At 39.3% G+C, this 18838-nt stretch carries 20 protein-coding genes; 10 read left to right on the top strand and 10 right to left on the bottom strand.

Annotated elements, in window-relative coordinates:
• Window positions 1-194: 194 nt before the first annotated feature.
• Window positions 195-620 (bottom strand): MarR family winged helix-turn-helix transcriptional regulator, encoded by a 426-nt coding sequence (locus tag JP39_RS09885; protein ID WP_245626327.1) that lies wholly within the window; start codon window positions 618-620, stop codon window positions 195-197.
• Window positions 621-1149: 529 nt separating this feature from the next.
• The gene (gene proB / locus JP39_RS09880; RefSeq protein ID WP_041501234.1) at window positions 1150-1962 is read right to left on the bottom strand and encodes a glutamate 5-kinase; all 813 of its coding nucleotides are present in this window, start codon (window positions 1960-1962) and stop codon (window positions 1150-1152) included.
• 93 nt (window positions 1963-2055) lie between these two features.
• Here proB and JP39_RS09875 point away from each other — a divergent pair, with 93 nt between their 5' ends.
• From JP39_RS09875 to JP39_RS09860, 4 genes are all read left to right on the top strand, one after another.
• Window positions 2056-2343: a hypothetical protein gene (locus JP39_RS09875; protein ID WP_041501235.1), complete on the top strand. Its 288-nt coding sequence runs from the start codon at window positions 2056-2058 to the stop codon at window positions 2341-2343.
• Window positions 2344-2932: 589 nt separating this feature from the next.
• Complete coding sequence (locus JP39_RS09870) at window positions 2933-3232, top strand: hypothetical protein (protein WP_041501236.1); 300 nt, start codon at window positions 2933-2935, stop codon at window positions 3230-3232.
• Between the two features lie 431 nt (window positions 3233-3663).
• Window positions 3664-3939: a hypothetical protein gene (locus JP39_RS09865; protein ID WP_041501237.1), complete on the top strand. Its 276-nt coding sequence runs from the start codon at window positions 3664-3666 to the stop codon at window positions 3937-3939.
• Window positions 3940-4012: 73 nt separating this feature from the next.
• Entirely contained in the window at window positions 4013-4765 is a 753-nt protein-coding gene (locus tag JP39_RS09860; protein ID WP_041501238.1) for an alpha/beta fold hydrolase, read from the top strand.
• Here the strand turns inward: JP39_RS09860 and JP39_RS09855 are convergent.
• The 3 genes from JP39_RS09855 to JP39_RS09845 all read right to left on the bottom strand — a co-directional run bounded on the left by JP39_RS09855 (window position 4737) and on the right by JP39_RS09845 (window position 8534).
• Entirely contained in the window at window positions 4737-6125 is a 1389-nt protein-coding gene (locus JP39_RS09855; protein WP_041501239.1) for an MDR family MFS transporter, read from the bottom strand. The genes JP39_RS09860 and JP39_RS09855 overlap by 29 nt on opposite strands.
• Window positions 6125-6550 (bottom strand): MarR family winged helix-turn-helix transcriptional regulator, encoded by a 426-nt coding sequence (locus JP39_RS09850; RefSeq protein WP_041501240.1) that lies wholly within the window; start codon window positions 6548-6550, stop codon window positions 6125-6127. Before JP39_RS09850 ends, JP39_RS09855 begins: the two co-directional genes overlap by 1 nt.
• Window positions 6551-7076: 526 nt before the next feature.
• Window positions 7077-8534: an AMP-binding protein gene (locus JP39_RS09845; RefSeq protein ID WP_041501241.1), complete on the bottom strand. Its 1458-nt coding sequence runs from the start codon at window positions 8532-8534 to the stop codon at window positions 7077-7079.
• A 111-nt stretch (window positions 8535-8645) separates the two neighbouring features.
• Here JP39_RS09845 and JP39_RS09840 point away from each other — a divergent pair, with 111 nt between their 5' ends.
• A complete protein-coding gene (locus JP39_RS09840) occupies window positions 8646-9014 on the top strand; it encodes a PaaI family thioesterase (RefSeq protein WP_041501242.1) in 369 nt (122 codons plus the stop codon).
• Here the strand turns inward: JP39_RS09840 and JP39_RS09835 are convergent.
• A complete protein-coding gene (locus JP39_RS09835; RefSeq protein WP_041501243.1) occupies window positions 9011-9532 on the bottom strand; it encodes a DUF308 domain-containing protein in 522 nt (173 codons plus the stop codon). The genes JP39_RS09840 and JP39_RS09835 overlap by 4 nt on opposite strands.
• A gap of 683 nt (window positions 9533-10215) precedes the next feature.
• On the opposite strand from JP39_RS09835, the gene JP39_RS09830 reads away from it, so the two are divergent.
• Complete coding sequence (locus JP39_RS09830) at window positions 10216-11940, top strand: pyruvate oxidase (RefSeq protein WP_041501244.1); 1725 nt, start codon at window positions 10216-10218, stop codon at window positions 11938-11940.
• Window positions 11941-12252: 312 nt separating this feature from the next.
• Here JP39_RS09830 and JP39_RS09825 read toward each other — a convergent pair whose 3' ends face one another.
• Window positions 12253-12456 carry a hypothetical protein gene (locus JP39_RS09825; RefSeq protein ID WP_041501245.1) on the bottom strand — a complete coding sequence of 68 codons (204 nt, stop codon included), beginning with the start codon at window positions 12454-12456 and terminating at the stop codon, window positions 12253-12255.
• A 227-nt stretch (window positions 12457-12683) separates the two neighbouring features.
• Between JP39_RS09825 and JP39_RS09820 the strand changes: the two genes are divergently transcribed.
• From JP39_RS09820 to JP39_RS09805, 4 genes are all read left to right on the top strand, one after another.
• Window positions 12684-14048 carry an aspartate aminotransferase family protein gene (locus JP39_RS09820; RefSeq protein ID WP_041501246.1) on the top strand — a complete coding sequence of 455 codons (1365 nt, stop codon included), beginning with the start codon at window positions 12684-12686 and terminating at the stop codon, window positions 14046-14048.
• Window positions 14049-14067: 19 nt separating this feature from the next.
• Window positions 14068-15525, top strand: a complete 1458-nt coding sequence (locus tag JP39_RS09815) for an APC family permease (RefSeq protein ID WP_041501247.1) — start codon at window positions 14068-14070, stop codon at window positions 15523-15525.
• 315 nt (window positions 15526-15840) lie between these two features.
• Entirely contained in the window at window positions 15841-16191 is a 351-nt protein-coding gene (locus JP39_RS09810) for a DUF2200 domain-containing protein (protein WP_041501248.1), read from the top strand.
• Between the two features lie 785 nt (window positions 16192-16976).
• Window positions 16977-17225: a P8 family protein gene (locus JP39_RS09805; RefSeq protein WP_082330688.1), complete on the top strand. Its 249-nt coding sequence runs from the start codon at window positions 16977-16979 to the stop codon at window positions 17223-17225.
• 136 nt (window positions 17226-17361) lie between these two features.
• On the opposite strand, the gene JP39_RS12605 is transcribed toward JP39_RS09805, so the two are convergent.
• From JP39_RS12605 to JP39_RS09795, 3 genes are all read right to left on the bottom strand, one after another.
• Entirely contained in the window at window positions 17362-17535 is a 174-nt protein-coding gene (locus tag JP39_RS12605) for a hypothetical protein (RefSeq protein WP_157492462.1), read from the bottom strand.
• Entirely contained in the window at window positions 17532-17903 is a 372-nt protein-coding gene (locus tag JP39_RS09800; RefSeq protein WP_041501249.1) for a hypothetical protein, read from the bottom strand. Before JP39_RS09800 ends, JP39_RS12605 begins: the two co-directional genes overlap by 4 nt.
• Window positions 17904-18219: 316 nt before the next feature.
• A complete protein-coding gene (locus tag JP39_RS09795; RefSeq protein WP_041501250.1) occupies window positions 18220-18831 on the bottom strand; it encodes a Panacea domain-containing protein in 612 nt (203 codons plus the stop codon).
• Window positions 18832-18838 lie beyond the last annotated feature (7 nt).

The following is an 18838-nucleotide window of genomic DNA, read 5'->3' as shown; positions in this document are numbered from 1 at the left end:
GCGAGACCGCACTATGGCTCGCACCGGTCCCACAGCAGGCAGAATTCCTCACACACGGAGACGGCAGCAGCCCAGCAGATTAATTTTTCAAAAGACAAAAAAATAGCGGACGGCTGCATCCACTATTTAACGTCTAAGTAATATTTTGTTTTTTTAGTTATCGTTGATTAATATGTTGCCGTCAACATAAACACTTACTTATTTAAATTTTTTGTAATTCTATCAATCATTTCAATAAATAAACGTTGCTCTTCTTCACTTAAACCATCAGTTGCACAACACTCAGAAGTGACCCAAATTTCTTCAACCTTTTTAGCTAGATCATGCCCATGCTCAGTCAAGCTAACGAGGGTAACACGTTTGTCTTCAGTAGACTTTTCCGTATGAATGAGATCACTACTGACCATACGGCGAACGGATTTAGCAATTGTTGAATGGTCGACACAGAGTTCTACGACAAGTTTATTTTGAGAAACCTGTCCATGTTTTAATAATTCCAATAAAATCATATCTTGACCAGGATAGAGGCCAAGAGGACGCATTTTTTTAGTAATTTGATTCTTATAACTGTTTATAAGGTTAATAATGGCTTTTTCAATTGGAAATTGTGGATTCATCATTATCGCCTCCTAATAGTTAATTGTTTTCCATCTCTAGAGCTGAGAGTATTCATATGCTGCGTGGAACGGCCCGAGCCAAAGGGCGGTCTCGAACCTCGGTTGAAGCCTTACCAAAAACCGGTAAGTCTCCAACACGCCCGGTGGTGTAAGAGCTAAAGCTCTAACGCCACTTTCGCTGCATATGAATACTCTCAGCTCTTCCGACTAATTTAGCTCTTTTAATGTCATATGATCAGTCGAAAGAATTTGTAGCATCATTGTTAATGGACATGATTGTAAATTGTATGGCACGAGTATTATGCCGGCCATATTCTGTAGTAGTACAGTTTCAAAATTCAAAATACACTAGCCGGAGGTCGTCAGTAATATAGTCCAGCGGTGAAGGTGGCGTTATTGCTTTAGCAATTACACCACGGACGACTTTGGAGACTTGCTGGTCTTGCAAGGCTTCAAAGCGAGGCTCGAGACCGCATTTTGGCTCGAACCGGTCCTCACAGCAGGACTATATTACTGACGACCGGAGGCGGCACTAGTCGCTTGATTTAGAAAATAGTGTACCAACAGGATCGCCTGATAAAATATTGAAGATGATGTCAGGATTTTTACCGTTAGTTAAGACCATCTGTTGATTGTGCTTTAAAATCCGCTCAGCGGCCTTTAACTTAGTTGTCATGCCACCAGTACCATATTTTGTTCCGTGACCACCAGCGGCTGCGATAATGGCAGGACTGATAGAATCGATGCTAGGAACTAATTGAGCATCAGGAACTTTCAAAGGATTGGCTGTGAAAAAGCCATCGATATCTGACAACATAATCAACAAGTCAGCATCGACTAAATTGGTGACAATGGCAGAAAGTTGGTCGTTATCGCCAAATTTTGTGTGATGGTCCAATTCAGAAACCGTGACTGTATCATTTTCGTTGACGATGGGAATGGCATTATCCATTGATAACAATTCTTGGAAACTGTTCATTACGTTGGTGTGACTTTCCGGATAATCGATTATATCACGAGTAATCAACATTTGGGCGACTGACATACCGTACTCGTGGAAAGCTTCATTATAAATTTGCATCAATTCGGCTTGACCGACAGCAGCAACGGCTTGTTGTTTCGAAATTTTTACCGGACGTTGATCGATTCCTAAAACTCCCATACCGACACCAATAGCACCGGATGAAACTAGGACGACATCTTTGCCTTCTTTTTTGAGGGTACTCAAAACTTTGGCAAGTTCTTTGATAACATTTAAGTTGATCTTGCTATTTTGACGAATTAAAGTGCTAGTACCAATTTTGACAACGATTCGATCAGCATAGATCTGACGCTTATTTTGCATTTTTTCTTCCTCATAGATGTTTTTAAAACTAGTATTTATTTTCCATAACTATTACGATAGAACAATAGGTAGAATAAGAAAAGGGTGTATTTCATGTATAAAATATTAATCATGCTTCATGACGGTGACGACTATATCCGAATGAACAAAGTTTACATCGAAAGTATGCCGGTCGCTGGGCAATATATAATTCACTCAGACGGATTGCCATATTACGTTGAGGAAGTCACAACCTTTGTTGGTTACGTTAGCAGCAAAGGTGCGATTGCCATCGTGGTCGTGCATCCAGCTCCAAAAGATGCAGAAGTTAACAATCTTTATGGCGTTGATATCGTAAAAGACTTAGATGATCCCGAATATAATAATAAAAAAGAAGAATAATGTGAGTGCTAGTTAAATATGCCGCCTCCAGAGCTGGGAAATATTCTCAAGCTGTGCGGAACGGTCCGAGCCAAAAAGCGGTCTCGAACCTCGGTTTGAAGCCTTGACACAGTTCGTCAAGTCTCCAAACACGTCCGGTGGTATAAGTACGGGAGTTTCTCCCGTACTTATACCACTACCACGGCACACAAATATTTCCCAGCTCTTCCGACTAGTTAACCGTTATTAGTTGAATGTAGAAGTGTTTAAACACATGTGATTACTGATTCAAATCGGGTAAACAGACTTTTAAATAAATGATAAGCAGAGCAACTACCGTGGATATATCATGATAGTTGCTAATGGCAAAGCAAATATAATTGCTTTGTCTTTTTTTGTCTCTTATACCGATATTTTAATACTATTCGCTGATGATCAAATTTAAGAAATAAAGGTTAAAACTAGCCCAGGTTCATTAATCGAAAATCTATTTACAATCATATGAAAATAAGCAGCATATTTTCTTGATCAGCAAAATACCAAAGACAGCAAAATAATGGTAATTACAATATTTATAAGCTATTGCATCAACCTTTACAGTGATTAATAAATGAAGAATCGTGGAAAAATTTATTATTTGAGCCAAAAAATTAGCCTGTGGTTGTCAGTAGTGCAGACAGCCGTGAGAGTGGCGTTAGAGCAGTGGTTTTCTGCTCTTACACCACTGACGCATTTTGAGATTCGCGTACCTTGCGAAGCTCAAAATCGAGGCGCGAGACCTTGGCTCGCACCGGTCACATGGCAGACTGCACTACTGACAACCACAGGCGGCCGTCTTTCAATACTCCAAAAAAAGGGCAAAAAAAATAAAGACCTACCACAAGTCTTTATTTTTGCGAGAGATTTTTAAATCAGAGCCTACCACTAACCCTGATTCCTAAGCAGTTGAGAAGGAGTACTACTTTCAAAACGGATAACAATGAAAATATTGTTAGGTATATACATCTCGCCTATATAACCAAATTAATTATAAGTCCAATATTAAAAAACTTCTACAATCTCTTTAATATAATTTGATAAAAATGGCAATATATTAAAACTATTCGGCAACTTGATACACTATCTTGGCTACTTTGTGAAATCACATGACATGAAATAGTTATGATGTCATAATTTAGTCAATGAGAGTTTCCTGATTTTATATGAAAAGTTCAAAATTGTATAAGTATTTTATATAAAGTTGAAAGCACATGCCATCAAAATTGAGGCATAATGATGACAATAAATGAGAATAAATCGCATATGGGTTTTGGAATTTCCAAATAGAAGGGTGGTAACATTTTGAAACAAGTTAAAGTTTCCAACGTCGAGCGAGATAATTTTATCCGTTCCGTTGAGGAGTCCGTTGGATCCTTCAATTTAGGTTCAGAAGGTTCGTTGATAAAGCTAGTGTTTAAACATCTTAAGCAACTTGAATATGACGAAAATTTGGAAGTTGAATTGATTAGTTTCCGCAGTGACTTAATCAAGTTTGATATGGACACAGGTCATCGTCACAGTCGCGATGTTGAGGAGTTATTGTTTAAAATTAAAAATAGAAATTTACCATATATCTAATATAGTGTAGGAATATTTTTTATTCCTACATTTTTTTGTATTCTGGGTGATATTATAGTTCCGAGGTGACAAAATGACAAAAATTTATCAACAAATGATACAAGATGTACCAATTTTAGAGGTGATTCCTGAGGACGCATTTCACAAACAATTGCCCCTCGTAATTTTTTATCATGGTTGGCGCTCAAGTAAGGAGTTAGTTTTGACCCAAGCTCGAAAATTAGCGCAAAAAAATATCCGCGTCGTCTTGCCCGATGCAATGAATCATGGGCAAAGATTGGCGGATGTCTCTTCAATTCCCTCGTTTACCTTTTGGAATAGCATTCAAGGAAATTTGACTGAATATTCGTTGATTCGAGATTATTATTCTAATAAAGATTTAATCAAAGATAATAAAATTGGCGTTGGCGGCTATTCGATGGGAGCGATGACGACGGGAGCCTTGTTGACGGCACACCCCGAAATCACTGCAGCAACCATCATTATGGGTACACCAGATCTTTCGACATATGCAAGACTGGTTCGAAGAGATGCTAAACGCCGTGGGATTTATGTTCCAGATGATTTGGAACAGTTAACAAGTTGGATCAATACGTATGATTTGAGCCAACACCCAGAAAAAATTGCCCATCGACCACTGCTATTTTGGCATGGAACTGACGATTATCGAATTCCTTATCGCCAGTCCAAAGACTTTTTCGACCGTATTCATAATGAAAGTTATGCCGACCAAGTAGCGTTTATTACTGGTTACAAAGCAGGACACTTGGTTGAACCACGGTTAATGGATAAAGTAGCTAACTTTTTTGAGTATTACTTGGAATAGCTTTGAACAGGATGAACAAATTGAGCAAACCGAGAATTACCAAAACAATAAAGGCGTGCTGGGTACCGATAGCAGTTGAAACCTCAAGGCTGAGATGAGTATTGCTTTGACTTTGAGCGATGATGGCAGAAACAATTGATGTACCAGTCGCTCCAGCAAATTGTTGCAGTGTGTTAAAAATGGCATTGCCATCGGCTTGATCGGGGCCAGAAAGATATTTCAGACCATTAGTCATGATGTTACCAAATGACAGTCCCATTCCGAACATGTAGAGAATATAAATCCAGACAATCATCGTATTTGTTAAATGTAAACTGAGGATTGTGAAAATAATTAAGGAAATATCAGCACATGTGACACCAAATAAAATTGGCAAACGAGCACCCATTTCATCGAGAACTTTTCCACCTAAAGGAGCTAAGATTGCCCCGATGACACCAGCCGGAAAGACTGCCAAACCAGCAACTGTGGCTGAATTATTATTGACAAGTTGGATATAGTTGGGCAGGATAAATGCAAATCCTAGCGATAGAATTTGGAAAATGAAGAAACTGGCTACATGACTGCTGAAAGTGTGATTCTTGAGTACTTTCAAATTGACGATAGGGCTGGCAATTTTAGTTGAGCGGAGAATGAAGCTGATAAGGCCAATGATTCCTACTAAAAATGCGGCAAGTACTACGAGATTCAATTGGCTCATATTACTGAATCCGAAGATCAGTCCACCAAAAGTTAAAATCAAACTGAATAAACTGAGCGAGTCAAATTTAGATTTTTGAATTTGGCTTTTTTGTTGGATATTTTTAATTCCTAATAGAAAAGAAACAATCAAAATTGGCAAGAGAATTACAAAGATGTAGCGCCATCCAAGGGAACTGACGACTAGACCACCAAAGGTTGGACCAATGGCAGGAGCCACAGCCGTAATTAGTGTTCCGATCCCCATCATTAGCCCAATTTTTGATTCGGGAACATTTTCCAAAATAATGTTGAACATCAGTGGCAAAGCAATTCCGGTACCAAGACCTTGAATAATTCGGCCCAACAAAAGGATTGGAAATGCAGGTGCGATGGCATCAACTAAAACACCAAAAATGAAGAAGAGGTTGGCAAAGATAAATAGTGTTTTAGTTTTGAAATTTTTCTTTAAGTATGATGATAACGGTACAACGATGGCGACAATGAGTAGATAAATAGTTGTCATCCATTGTACGGTCGAAGTGGTGACGTTGAATTCTCTCATCAAGGTAGGGAAGGAAATATTCATGGAAGTCTCGACGATAACGCCGCAAAACGACATTAAACCAGTCGCGATAACAGCTAGCAGAACGTTCAAAGGAATCTTTTCAGATTTATTCATTAGGCTTCACCTCCATTAGCGTAAAATTTAAGAATCTTTTCAAATGTAGCAATTTCAGCGCTCGAAAAATTTTCTTCTAAAACTTTTTGTTGGTGATTCATAAACTGATTGATCTCTGTTTCTAAATTACGAGACTTATCGGTTAAAAAAACTGATTTTTGACGTGCATCGGTAGTTGAAGATTGGCGATAGAGCAAATCTCTTTTTTCCATCCGTTGTAAAAGGACTGTGGCAGTCGATCGTTGGATGAAAAATTCGTGTTCGATGTCACGTTGAAACATTTCTTTGTCACCTTGACGACTCAAGTAGTCGATAACGGACATTTGCATCCAAGTTGTATCGTATTTGTGAGCAAAGAGGTCCAGTTCGCGAGTGATTTGGTTAGCGGCAATTTTTAAAAGCCGATTGGTATAATGTTCTGACATAATTTTTACCTCAATTTAAATTAAACGTTAGCTGACTAACGATTAATTATCTTACAACTGATTTATCCTGTGTTCAATGGTTAATTGTGATGCCGCCTCCGGTTGACAGTGATTTTTCACCTGCTGTGAGGACCGGTTCGAGCCAAAGAGCGGTCTCGAACCTCGCTTTTGAGCCGAAAATCACGTCTCAAAAGTCGTCCGTTGAGTAAGGACTAAAGTCCTAACTCAACCTTCACTGCTGGCGAAAATCACTGTCAACCTCCGGCTAGTTCGTTTAATAAATAAGTTTTTAAGATTGCGATAGGATGTGTAATTTTTGATTTTGAAACTAGAAACAAAATCTAAATTCGAGCCGAACAAAAGAATCTTGGGACATAACTGTCATATTCATTAAATATGCGGTGTAAACGTGCGATAAAACATAACTTTTCCACTTATTAAACCAAATATGGACCGCAATCCTAAATCGGATTACAGTCCATATTTATCTTAATGTTCGAGAGTTGGCCATGTTTGGTCTCACTCTCTAAATTGTTTTATAGTCTAAATTCAAAAGTCTGTTTCTTAATATCTTTCCGTTCGTTGACTTGGGAAACTTGTCAATCTGACGATACTCGCTGGGAACTTGATAATCGACTAAATTGTGTTGACCAAATTCTTGCAAGTCGGCGCTGGTTAAAAAGGCATTTTCTTGCATTGTTAAATATGCTACTGGAACTTCTTTGCCATCTTTGCCCGGAATGCCTACGATACAGATGTCGATGATGCCGTTGACACTGCGGAAGATGTTTTCGACTTCTTCGGGATAGATGATTTTGTCGCCGGAATAGATTAAATCGGCTTGGCGGCCTTTTATATAGAGGAAGTTGTCATCGTCTAAGTAACCGACATCACCGGTTTTGAAAAAGCCATCTTCAGTGAACCTAGATTGGTAGAGTTCCTGTTTATTGAGGTAGCCGACTGCGACTGTAGGTGATTTTAATTCGATGTTACCGATATTATCTTGATTGATATTGGTAATTCGAATCTGAGTTGTGAAAAATGGTTGGCCACAGGATCCAGCCTTGATTTCGGCATCGTCAAAGTTCAAAGCCGATATATTCGAGGTTGTTTCGGTCATGCCGTATGACTGTAAAACTGGGATTTCCAACATATTACAGCGCAACAAGGTCCAATTATCAATTCGACCAGTACCTAGGAAAATACAACGGAAGTTATCGTTATAACGCTGTCCTTTTGGTAAATTATTTAATAGTTCTCGCAATAAAGAAGGGATCAGAGAAATTATTGTTGCTCGTTCATTGATCAAAACTTTGTTGATATGGTCGATGTCGAAGCCATCAATTAAATAAACGCCGATGCCGTATATCAGTGCCCGCATGATGATAATAAACCCTGGCACGTTGAAAAGTGGCAACGTCAGAACCCAAGAATCTTTCTTGTTGATACCAAGGTTTAAAGCGGTACCCATGGCGGAGTAGAAGTAATTGCCATACGTTAACATAACGCCGGTGTCGTTACTGTCAGCGCTTGGCGTATAGAAAACGGAGGAAACTTGAGTATCGGTGAACTCCGATATTGGTTGATATTTGGGGTCTTTTCTCAGACTCAAAATATCGGACATGAAAGCTTTGTTCCATGTGATTTGCTTGATTTCTCTCGTATTGGCTGAATCGCTGATTAGAATCATTTTGGGATTGCAGTCGTGCAACTGGTAGGTCAAAGTGGCTTGGGATAGCTCGGTGTCGAGGAAGATAGTTCGTGTTCCCAACTGTTGAAGTGCTAAAATGGCAACGTAGCCATTAAAACAATTATCGGTAAATAACGCTACGGGGTCGTTTTGGCGAATGCCGCTAGAATAAAGTTTACCGGCGAAGAGTTGAACAGTTGAATTGAGCTCGCTGAAGGTAAAATCCGCGTGTTCCAGTATCAACGCAATTTTGTTTGGATCGAGTTTTGCACGTTTGACTAACCAGTTTTCCAAAATATGACCTCTTTTCAATCAAAAATTTGATACGATTAATACATTATGATTTATTGTAAAACACATATATAAGAATTTTTTACTAATTATCGAAAAAAATTGAGGTACAAAATGAGTTTATTAAAGGATTTAGGAATCGAAGTACTTGAACAAGGGAGACATAAAGTTGTCTTGCAGATGGATTTGACGGAAGAACATTTAAATATGGAAGAGAAGAAAGCCGGCAGTATCAACGCAATGCTTTCCGAAACAGCCGCCAGTATCGGTGCCAATTTGAATGTTGACCAGAAGAGTTCAGCTGCCATCATGGGCGTTAATGTCCACAATTTGAATAGCTTTAAACTGGGAACGCTCATTGTTGAAGCCATCTCAGTTCGTAGCGGTGAAAATGTGCAGACATGGCAAGCGACAACTCACTTTGAACAGAGCGCTATTCCCAATGGTTTGAGTACCGTAATGCTAAAAAAAATCCAGATCTAATTGCGATAGATTCTGGAGTTTATGATTTCAAAGAAAGCTAAAATAATTAAGCTTAAACCGAATAATTGATATATGAAAATAATAGTTTTAGAAGGGTTCAGGATAAACACGATACCGGCCAGCATCAACAATGCTGAGTAGAAATAATCAAGGTATGGCGTTACCGGAGCCTTTTTTGTCATCTCATGTGAATCACGGTATTGGTTGATACCGTTGACTAGCAGGATGATTCCTAAAACTGGTGGAACAAGTGGGACAAGCAATTTTGCGAATAATAAAACTGCTAAAGCCAAGAATAATGCGCCAATCCCTAATCCAACAGCAATATTATTTTCCCCCGTGGTTCGTCGAATACTTAAACCGTCAAAAATGGACAACACGCCATAAATGGCAATGTAACTGGAAACAATGTAGATGATGATATCGAAACTCTTGATTGGCGCAACGACAATTAAAATGCCAGCAACCAACAAGAAGATGAAACGTAACCAACGATAAAGTTGGAACTGTCTAACCATTTTTAAATCCCCTCTGATATATGTGTTGATCCGCCTCCGGTTGACAGTGATTTTTCGCCTGCTGTGAGGACCGGTTCGAGCCAAAGTACGGTCTCGAACCTCGCTTTTGAGCCGAAAATCACGTCTCAAAAGTCGTCCGTGGAGTAAGGACTAAAGTCCCAACTCCACCTTCACTGTTGGTGAAAATCACTGTCAACCTCCGGCTAAGTTTTTTTAATGTTATGAATACATGGTATAAAAATTAAATTGGATAATCTAATGGTTGTAGATAACTAAAGTATCGGTGTACATAATATTCAGTTATCAATCAACCAATTTAATTGAAGAAACAAGCGGAAGGGGTGAGAACGTTTGCCAGCTGTGGGTGTGGCGTTATGGCTTTAGCCATTACACCACCGGGCGAGTTTGGAGACTTGCTGATTTTGCAAGGCTTCAAACCGAGGCCTGAGACCGCACTGTGGCTCAGACCGTTCCGCATAGCAGGCAAATGTTCTCATCCCTGTAGCGTCCCATAGATATATGATACCAGAAATGATTAAAAAGAGAATCAGTGGATAGCACTTATTTCACAATCTCAATTGTTTAGCCATTAACACCATGTCAAGCCAGTCCAAAGCAAATTTCTTTTATTGTGAAATCTTTGTGGTACGTTATATGTAAATGTGATGTTAGGAGACGAGATTATGGCTGTTCGTGCATCTGATGAAATGATTGATGTTTTAACAAAGTGGGGCGTAGATAATATTTACGGTTTGCCCGGAGATTCAGTCGATACTACGATTGACGCTTTATACCGAGTTCAAGATAAAATCACCTTTACTCACGTATTACATGAAGAAATTGCCGCTTTATCTGCTGCTGCTCATGCTAAATTAACTGGAAAGTTGGGCGTTTGTTTATCAATCGGAGGTCCCGGCGCAATCCACTTGTTGAACGGACTTTACGATGCCAAGATGGATCACGTGCCAGTTCTGGCTATTGTGGGGCAGGTTCAATCTAAATTGCTCAACACAGATTTCTTCCAAGAAGTTGATACTCATGTGCTATTTGACGATGTTGCTGTCTATAACAAAATTATTATGGATCCCCAATCATTGCCAAGAATTATAGATGAAGCAATCAGGACTGCCATTTCGAAAAAAGGTGTGGCTGTTTTGACGATTCCAGATGACATTCCAGACCATATGATTAAGGATAATTTCAAGCCTAATGTTGACAACTTTCACATGGAAAATTACAAGGTTGATGATGTGCAGATTAAGAAAGCCTTAGAAATGATTGAAAGTCATGCTAATCCAATCGTTTTAGCTGGAGTTGGTATTAAAGATGCCAAAAAGGAAATGAAGGAATTTATTGAGAAATATAAATTGCCTATTATTTTGACAATGCCTGCCAAAGGATTAGTTGACGATGACCATCCTTATAATTTGGGACAATTGGGCAAACTAGGAACTAAGCCCGCGTTTGAAATGATGCAAAAGGCCGATTTAGTAATTATGGTCGGCACAGATTATCCATATACGGCTTACCTAAATAAGAAAGTAGATGCGATTCAAATTGACGTCAACGCTGATCGATTAGGCAAACGTCGTCACGTAAACATTGCGATTCAAGCCGATGCTAAAGAAGCTTTGATACGCTTGAATGAGTTAGGAACTGAAGTACCGCAGCGTCCCTATTTGGATGAAGCAGTTGGTAAAATTGGTCAGTGGCACAAGTGGATGCAAGACGTTTATTCCAAGAAACACCAAGGAGTTTTGCCATCATTGATGTTCCACAATATTAGTAAGAGCGCACCTAGCGATACAATTTGGTCAATCGATGTTGGGACTTCAACAGCATTCGGTGCCAGATTTTTAACAGCTAAATCCAGTCAAAAGTATACAATCTCAGCCTGGCTAGGAACTATGGGCTGTGCGTTGCCCGGAGCTATTGCCGCTAAGAAAGACTTTCCAGACCGTCCCGTATATGCAATTGCCGGAGATGGTGCTACTGCAATGGTTATGCAAGACTTCGCAACAGCAGTCAGATATAATTTGCCAATGCTCTATGTTGTTTTGAATAACAAATTGTTGGCATTTATTGAATACGAACAACAGTCAGCTGGTCAACAAAATTACGGAATCAGTTTGCCCGAAATTGATTTTGCCAAATTTGCGGAAGCCTGTGGAGGAATTGGTGAACGTATCACAACCGACCAAGAGTTTTCCGAAGCAATCGCAAAGTATCGTCACCCTGAAAAGCCCGTATTGTTAGATGTAGCCGTAACCGATGAAGCTCCATTGCCAGGAAAAATCATGATGGATGAAGCACAAGGTTATGCAAAATTTAGCTTTGACCACATCCTTGATAAAGGTTCAATGCCAAAATTACCACCGATGAAAGAAATATTACGTTCATTTTTATAATTAAATAGATAATTAGAGTAAATAAAGAGTCGCAATCCAATATGGAATTGCGACTCTTTTTGGTTGGTCTAAACATTATTTTTATATGATTAAATCAATTTTATATGCAACTTGATAGAAAAAACTAGTCGGAAGGAATAAGAATATTCACCAGCTGTGGGTGTGGCGTTACGGCTTTAGCCGTTACACCACCGGGCGAGTTTGGAGACTTACCGAACTTTGGTAAGGCTTCAAACCGAGATTCGAGACCGTACTGTGGCTCGAATCGGTCCGCACAGCAGGTGAATATTTTCTCAGTCCTGCAGACGGAAGTTACAAGGGACTGAATTCCTTTATAACATACTCGCTAGGAAGTGTCTTATCACTATCCAAATATCTCTGATATCGAGTCTTCTGGACAATCTCGTTATAAGCATCCTGAAGTTGTTCCATAGTATATTTTTCCGTCAATAAATCGACAGGTGTTTTGTAAAAATTCGACATGTATTCTAACAATTTTTTATCGTCATTGATCATTGTTAAATACCTCCGCCAACATGGTAGTTCCTGAGTTAATTATTAGCAACTGTTCATAAATTAAAAAATCTTTAATTTTTCTTTAACTTAAATAGGCTGATGTAACGCCTTATAATACGCTTTCACCTTGATTGTGTAGGATTTAACTATAATAAAAATCTTGCAACTAAATTAAAAAACCATTAAAATATCAATATTTCAACAATAAAAAATTAGGGGGTGTCTTTATGACAACGCAAAATGTAGATCATGATCACGAGGTGGACCACCGCTTGATTCAAAACGAAAATAAGTACTACGCTCAAGCATCTCGTATCAACTACTATGATTTAGTCATAGAATCAGCTCACGATGCAACTTTGGTCGATGCTGATGGAAACGAGTATATCGACTTGTTGGCAAGCGCGTCTGCTATCAACGTTGGTCATACTAATGAAAAAGTCGTTAAAGCAATTCAAGCGCAGGCTGAAAAGCTGATTCATTACACACCTGCCTATTTTCATCACCGTCCCGGACAGGAATTAGCTGAACGTTTGGCAAAATCAGTTCCCGGCAGCGAAAAGAAAGTTGTTTTCTCAAATTCTGGCTCTGAAGCAAATGATGCAATTGTTAAATTTGCTCGAGCATACACTGGTCGCCAATATATCGTGTCCTACATGGATGCGTATCATGGCTCAACCTTTGGCTCTATGGCTTTGTCAGGTGTCAGTTTGAACATGACTCGCAAGATGGGCCCATTGATGCCCGGAGTCGTGCACGTGCCATATCCAGACTTGTATCGCCGTTATCCTAATGAAACTGAGCATGATGTAGCGTTACGTTACTTCGATGCATTCAAGGAACCGTTTGAAAGTTTTCTACCTCCTGATGAAGTTGCCTGCGTTTTGATTGAACCGATTCAAGGGGATGGGGGCATTCGTAAAGCTCCTGAAGAATATATGAAATTAGTTTATGACTACTGTCACGAACACGGAATCCTCTTTGCGGTCGATGAAATTAATCAAGGTATGGGACGTACCGGCAAAATGTGGAGTTACCAACAGTTTGATGGCATCGAACCCGACTTGATGTCAGTTGGAAAATCCCTTGCTTCTGGAATGCCTTTATCTGCTACAATTGGTAGAAAAGAAATTATGGAAAGCCTTGATTCACCTGCACACGTCTTTACAACGGCCGGTAATCCAGTCTGTTGCGCCGCTTCCTTAGCTACCTTGGATGTCTTGGAAGAAGAAGATTTGCTTGAAAAGTCAACAGAAGGTGGCTTTCATGCTGAAAAGAGATTTAAAGATATGCAAAAGCATTACCCAGAAATTGGGGATGTGAGAATGTATGGACTCGATGGAGGAATCGAATTAGTGAAAGATCGTGACTCCAAAGAACCAAATCCCGACTTTGCTAACAAAGTGATTTATTATGCATTTCAACATGGTGTTGTTATGATTACATTAAAGGGTAATATTCTTAGATTTCAACCGCCACTAGTCATCAGCCGTGAAGAATTGGACAGAGCATTGGACGTTTTGGACGACGCTTTTGCCGCAGCAGAAAATAATCAAGTAATTATTCCGAATAACGAAAAAATAGGTTGGTAAATAAGGGAGAGATTTTTTTATGAGTGATTTTTTTAAACGTTTGACCTTAAAAGAAGATCCGAGTATATACGAGGATAAAGATTCACATTTAGTTCGAGTTTTAACAGTTAAGGATTTCTTGGCATTAGGAGTTGGGACAATTGTTTCAACGTCAATCTTTACATTGCCCGGAGTGGTTGCCGCTGAGCATACTGGTCCGTCCGTGGTGTTCTCATTCATCGTTGCCGCAATTGTTGCCGGTTTAGTAGCTTTTGCCTATGCGGAAATGGCTGCTGCAATGCCATTCGCTGGTTCGGCGTATTCTTGGATCAACGTAATGTTTGGTGAATTCTTCGGTTGGGTCGCAGGTTGGGCCTTGCTGGCAGAGTATTTCATCGCCCTAGCGTTCGTTGGTTCTGGGTTGTCCGCCAATTTCAGGGGACTGTTGGAGCCGTTGGGAGTCCATTTCCCGAATGCCATTGCTAATACTTTTGGTAACAATGGTGGAGTTGTCGATTTGGTGGCCGTAGTCGTAATTGCGGCGGTAGCGTGGCTAATTTCTCATGGTGCCGGTGGTGCTGCTAAAGTTGAAAATATTCTAGTTGTGCTAAAAGTTTTGGCCGTTTTAACGTTTATCGTCGTTGGTTTGACTGCCATTCACGTGGAAAATTATTTCCCATTTATTCCTAAGTATCGTGTTAATCCAGATGGAACTGCCTTTGGTGGTTGGCAAGGAATTTACGCTGGTGTATCAATGATTTTCCTATCATATATCGGATTTGATTCAATCGCCGCTAATTCCGCTGAAGCTAAAGACCCCGGGAAGACAATGCCTCGTGGTATCTTAGGTTCACTATTGATTGCCGTTGTCTTGTTCGTTGCTGTTGCGTTAGTGCTTGTCGGAATGTTCAAATATTCTTCATACGCTAACAACGCTGAACCTGTTGGTTGGGCTTTGAGACATGCAGGACATCCAATTGTTGCTAGTATTATTCAGGCAATTGCTGTTATCGGGATGTTTACCGCATTAATCGGGATGATGTTGGCTGGCTCAAGACTAGTTTACTCATTCGGACGCGACGGAATGTTGCCAAGTTGGTTAGGTAAGTTGAACAAAAATAACCTTCCTAATCATGCGTTACTAGTACTTTCTATCGTTGGTATCTTGATTGGAGCTTTCTGTCCATTCGCATTCTTGGCTCAATTGATTTCAGCCGGAACATTGATTGCGTTCATGTTCGTTTCCTTGGGAATTTATCCATTGAGAAAACGTGAGGGTAAAGATATCAATATGCCTGATTTCAAAGTTCCATTATATCCAGTTCTACCCGCACTTGGTTTTATCGGTTCACTGATTATTTTCTGGGGACTTGATATTCAAGCAAAGACATACGCTGGTATCTGGTTTGCCATTGGCTTAGTTGTTTACTTTGCTTATGGCATGCATCATTCTACATTGGGCAAGAAAGCCGATGCTGAAAAAAATAGTAAAAAATAAAGCAGACTCTTCGGAGGCTGCTTTTTTGGTGGCTTTTGCCGCCTTCGGGTGTGAGTGATTCCGCCGCTGTGAGACCGGTGCGAGCCGAAGTGCGGTCTCGCGCCTCGATTTTGAACTTCGAGAAGTTCGCTCGAATTTCAAAATACGTCTGTGGAGTAAGAACGGCAAAAACGGCCGTCCTAACTCCACTGTCACTGCAGGCTCCATCACTCACACCTGAAGGCTAAGTTGTTTGTTATAACTGAATTGTTTTTATTGACTTGAGTTGGTTATGTATAGATACTTTAAGTTAAAAATAGGTGCTGGAGGGATATTATGGCTAATACGAAAATTTTTCAGATGGCTTTTAGTAAAATTTATTCACTTTATATTCAGAAGATTGAACGTAAGAATCAGCCTAAGGAGAATTTGGATAGGGTCATTTACTGGCTGACAGGTTACGATGAAAATAGTTTACAAGAACAAATTTCCGCTGATGTGACTATGGAAGAATTTTTTGAACAAGCGCCATTTTTGAATGAAAATGCGCACCTGGTTACGGGAACTATTTGTGGTGTTAGAGTGGAAGATATTTCTGATCCGTTGATGCAGAAAATCCGTTATTTGGATAAATTAGTTGATGAAGTTGCTAAGGGTAAGTCGATGGATAAGATATTGCGTAAGTAATTTGGAGGACAAAAAAAGAGCCGAGAGTGCACTCCGGGCTCCATGGATCTGACTAGCTTTCAGCTGTACCTAGGCTAGCTGACGATCGAATCGTCATTTCATGGTTCAAATACTACTATGTGGTCTCTAGATAGTCAATTAGTTTACCTAGAATCTTGAAAAGATATTTAGTTTTGGGTCGCATCCATGCTATTCCTCACATCTATGAAACTTAACTTTGCTTTAATGATATCCTTTCAATCATCGGATAATGCTAGTGGAATTATATTAACAGAAAGCAAATTAGTCGGAAGGGATGGAAATATTCACCAGCTGTGGGTGTGGCGTTACGGCTTTAGCCATTACACCACCGGGCGAGTTTGGAGACTTACCGTACTTTGGTAAGGCTTCAAACCGAGATTCGAGACCGTACTGTGGCTCGAATCGGTCCGCATAGCAGGTGAATATTTTCCATCCCTGGAGACGGCAACCTAAAAAGCCAACCATATCTGGACGTATATGGTTGGCCTTCGGCGTTCTTCTATGTTGTAAGGAGATTCACACTCTGACTAGTGTGAGAACTTAGTATATCATGAGTATGTCAAGAAATGTACTCAAAATCCAATTGAATTTGTTGTACAAAATGTATAAAAAGTATTATTTATTTATAAAACCCAATGATATTAAGTCTTATCAGTGAAAAGATGATGCCAATTAATAAAATAGTAAAAAATTATAGACTTTTTATGTGTCACTTTTTCAGAATAGAACTATAATGGTCTTGTAACAAAGGAGGTTGTTGAATTATGGCAGAAGTAGATCCATCAAAGATGGCTGATGCAGCCATTGCAAAAGAACCAGAAGTATTGAACCTAAAGATGAGTGAGGCTTTCGACTGGAGCGATGATGATACAGTTGTTCGTGACGCAATCTGGGATTATTTCATGGAGAACAACAATCACGATACAGTTAAGACTGAAGAAGCTGAAAAACCATTCCTCGATATGAAGGATGCAGATGTACGCGACTTCATCGAAAAGAACCTTAAAAAATAAATCTTTAATTTTCCTTTAGACTTCAAGATGTGATGTCTAAAGGATTTTTTTATGCAATTTTTTTAATAAATTCAATATATAACATGATATAAAAATGAAAAGAAGACAGAGCTTCCAAAACTGGAAATTCTGTCTTTTATTTTGACTTAGAATTGTTGTAAACCATCGTAACCACGTCATCCACAGCGTTAAATATGAAGTCAGTTACACGTTTCTTGAATTCTTTGCTGGCGATGAAATTGGTGGATTGATGAACGATAAAGTCTACGACAACTTTTGGAGCCTTTATTTCAGCAATTTTCTTCATCATCTCATCCTCCTACGCAATGTTTTGAACATTTTTCTAAGAAAGCGGTTGGATGTTTGCCGAGCCAAGTGATCATAAGCTAGGTAGTGCAATTGCCGTTTCGAAAGTTTGGGATTTTGCGCCAACTGTAATTCGAGAAAGGCATACAGTTCTTTAGGCTTTAAATCGGTGTTTCTGGTAAATTCAGCCATCCGTTTGTCGACAGCCTGTTCAATTTCCTCATGAATAATACCGTAGGATAGACCGCCGGGTAAAATTTTGTTGTGTTCGTGCAATTCGTGTTCAACGTGCAACTTCAAATTAAGTTTGGTTTCATCATTAAAATCATCGATTTTTTGAGTAACGTCAGATAATTTTTTGTCCTCAGTCAAATTTATCACCCCTCGCAACTATTACTATAATTATAGTCTGAACAAAATTGGATGACAAAAAAAGTCTCCCAGATTAGGAGACTTTTGAGTTAATAGACACGTTCGTGTTGTGCTGGTTAAATATGCCGTCTCCAGAGCTGGGAAATATTCTCAAGCTGTGCGGAACGGCCCGAGCCAAAAGGCGGTCTCGGCCCTCGGTTTGAAGCCTTGACATAGTTCGTCAAGTCTCCAAACTCGTCCGGTGGTATAAGTACGGGAAGTTCTTCCCGTACTTATACCACTACCACGGCACACAAATATTTCCCAGCTCTTCCGACTAATTAATTGTTATTATTTGGTCCGTTGTTATAGAGTTCAGAGTACTTTTAACATGCTCATATTCTCCGACCTTTATCAGTTTACTAATTACAGGAGAAATGGAATTAGTATCTGATTTGAATGCAGGCTCTATTTTTGAACGATAATTAAATTTATACTTCTCCCAAAGTCCAGCATCAACTGGACCATATTTAAAGGCAACAAAATTGTTTTCAAATAATGGTCGTTTATACTCAGCTAAGAAGTCGGAGTATACAAAGTAGACTAATTTCATAAGTGGTGGGGCAGTTAATGAAAAACGCTCGGTTATATATTCGGCAATATCTGTGGAAGTTATTTCGTCTTTGTATTCAGCAATGAAGTTTTCAATATTGTTCAGAATGAGGATATCTTTAAAGAAAGGATCGGAGTCAATAACTGACTGCCATGATGCCCCTTCAGTATCAATAAGATGAGTCGAATAGGAAGTTATATTATTGTTTTTTAACGTATCGCTAATGTTCGTAATCTTAGTTAATAGACTTCTATCTGTACTTAGGGATGTTTCTTTATAGGCAATTCTAGAACCTTTTTTATAACTATCGGCAATTACTATAAAATGTTTGTACATACGACTT

The sequence above is a fragment of the Companilactobacillus heilongjiangensis genome (assembly GCF_000831645.3).
GTDB classification, from domain to species: domain Bacteria; phylum Bacillota; class Bacilli; order Lactobacillales; family Lactobacillaceae; genus Companilactobacillus; species Companilactobacillus heilongjiangensis.
The sequence above is the reverse complement of the archived record's forward strand: the minus strand, read 5'-3'. Positions and strand labels throughout refer to the sequence as shown.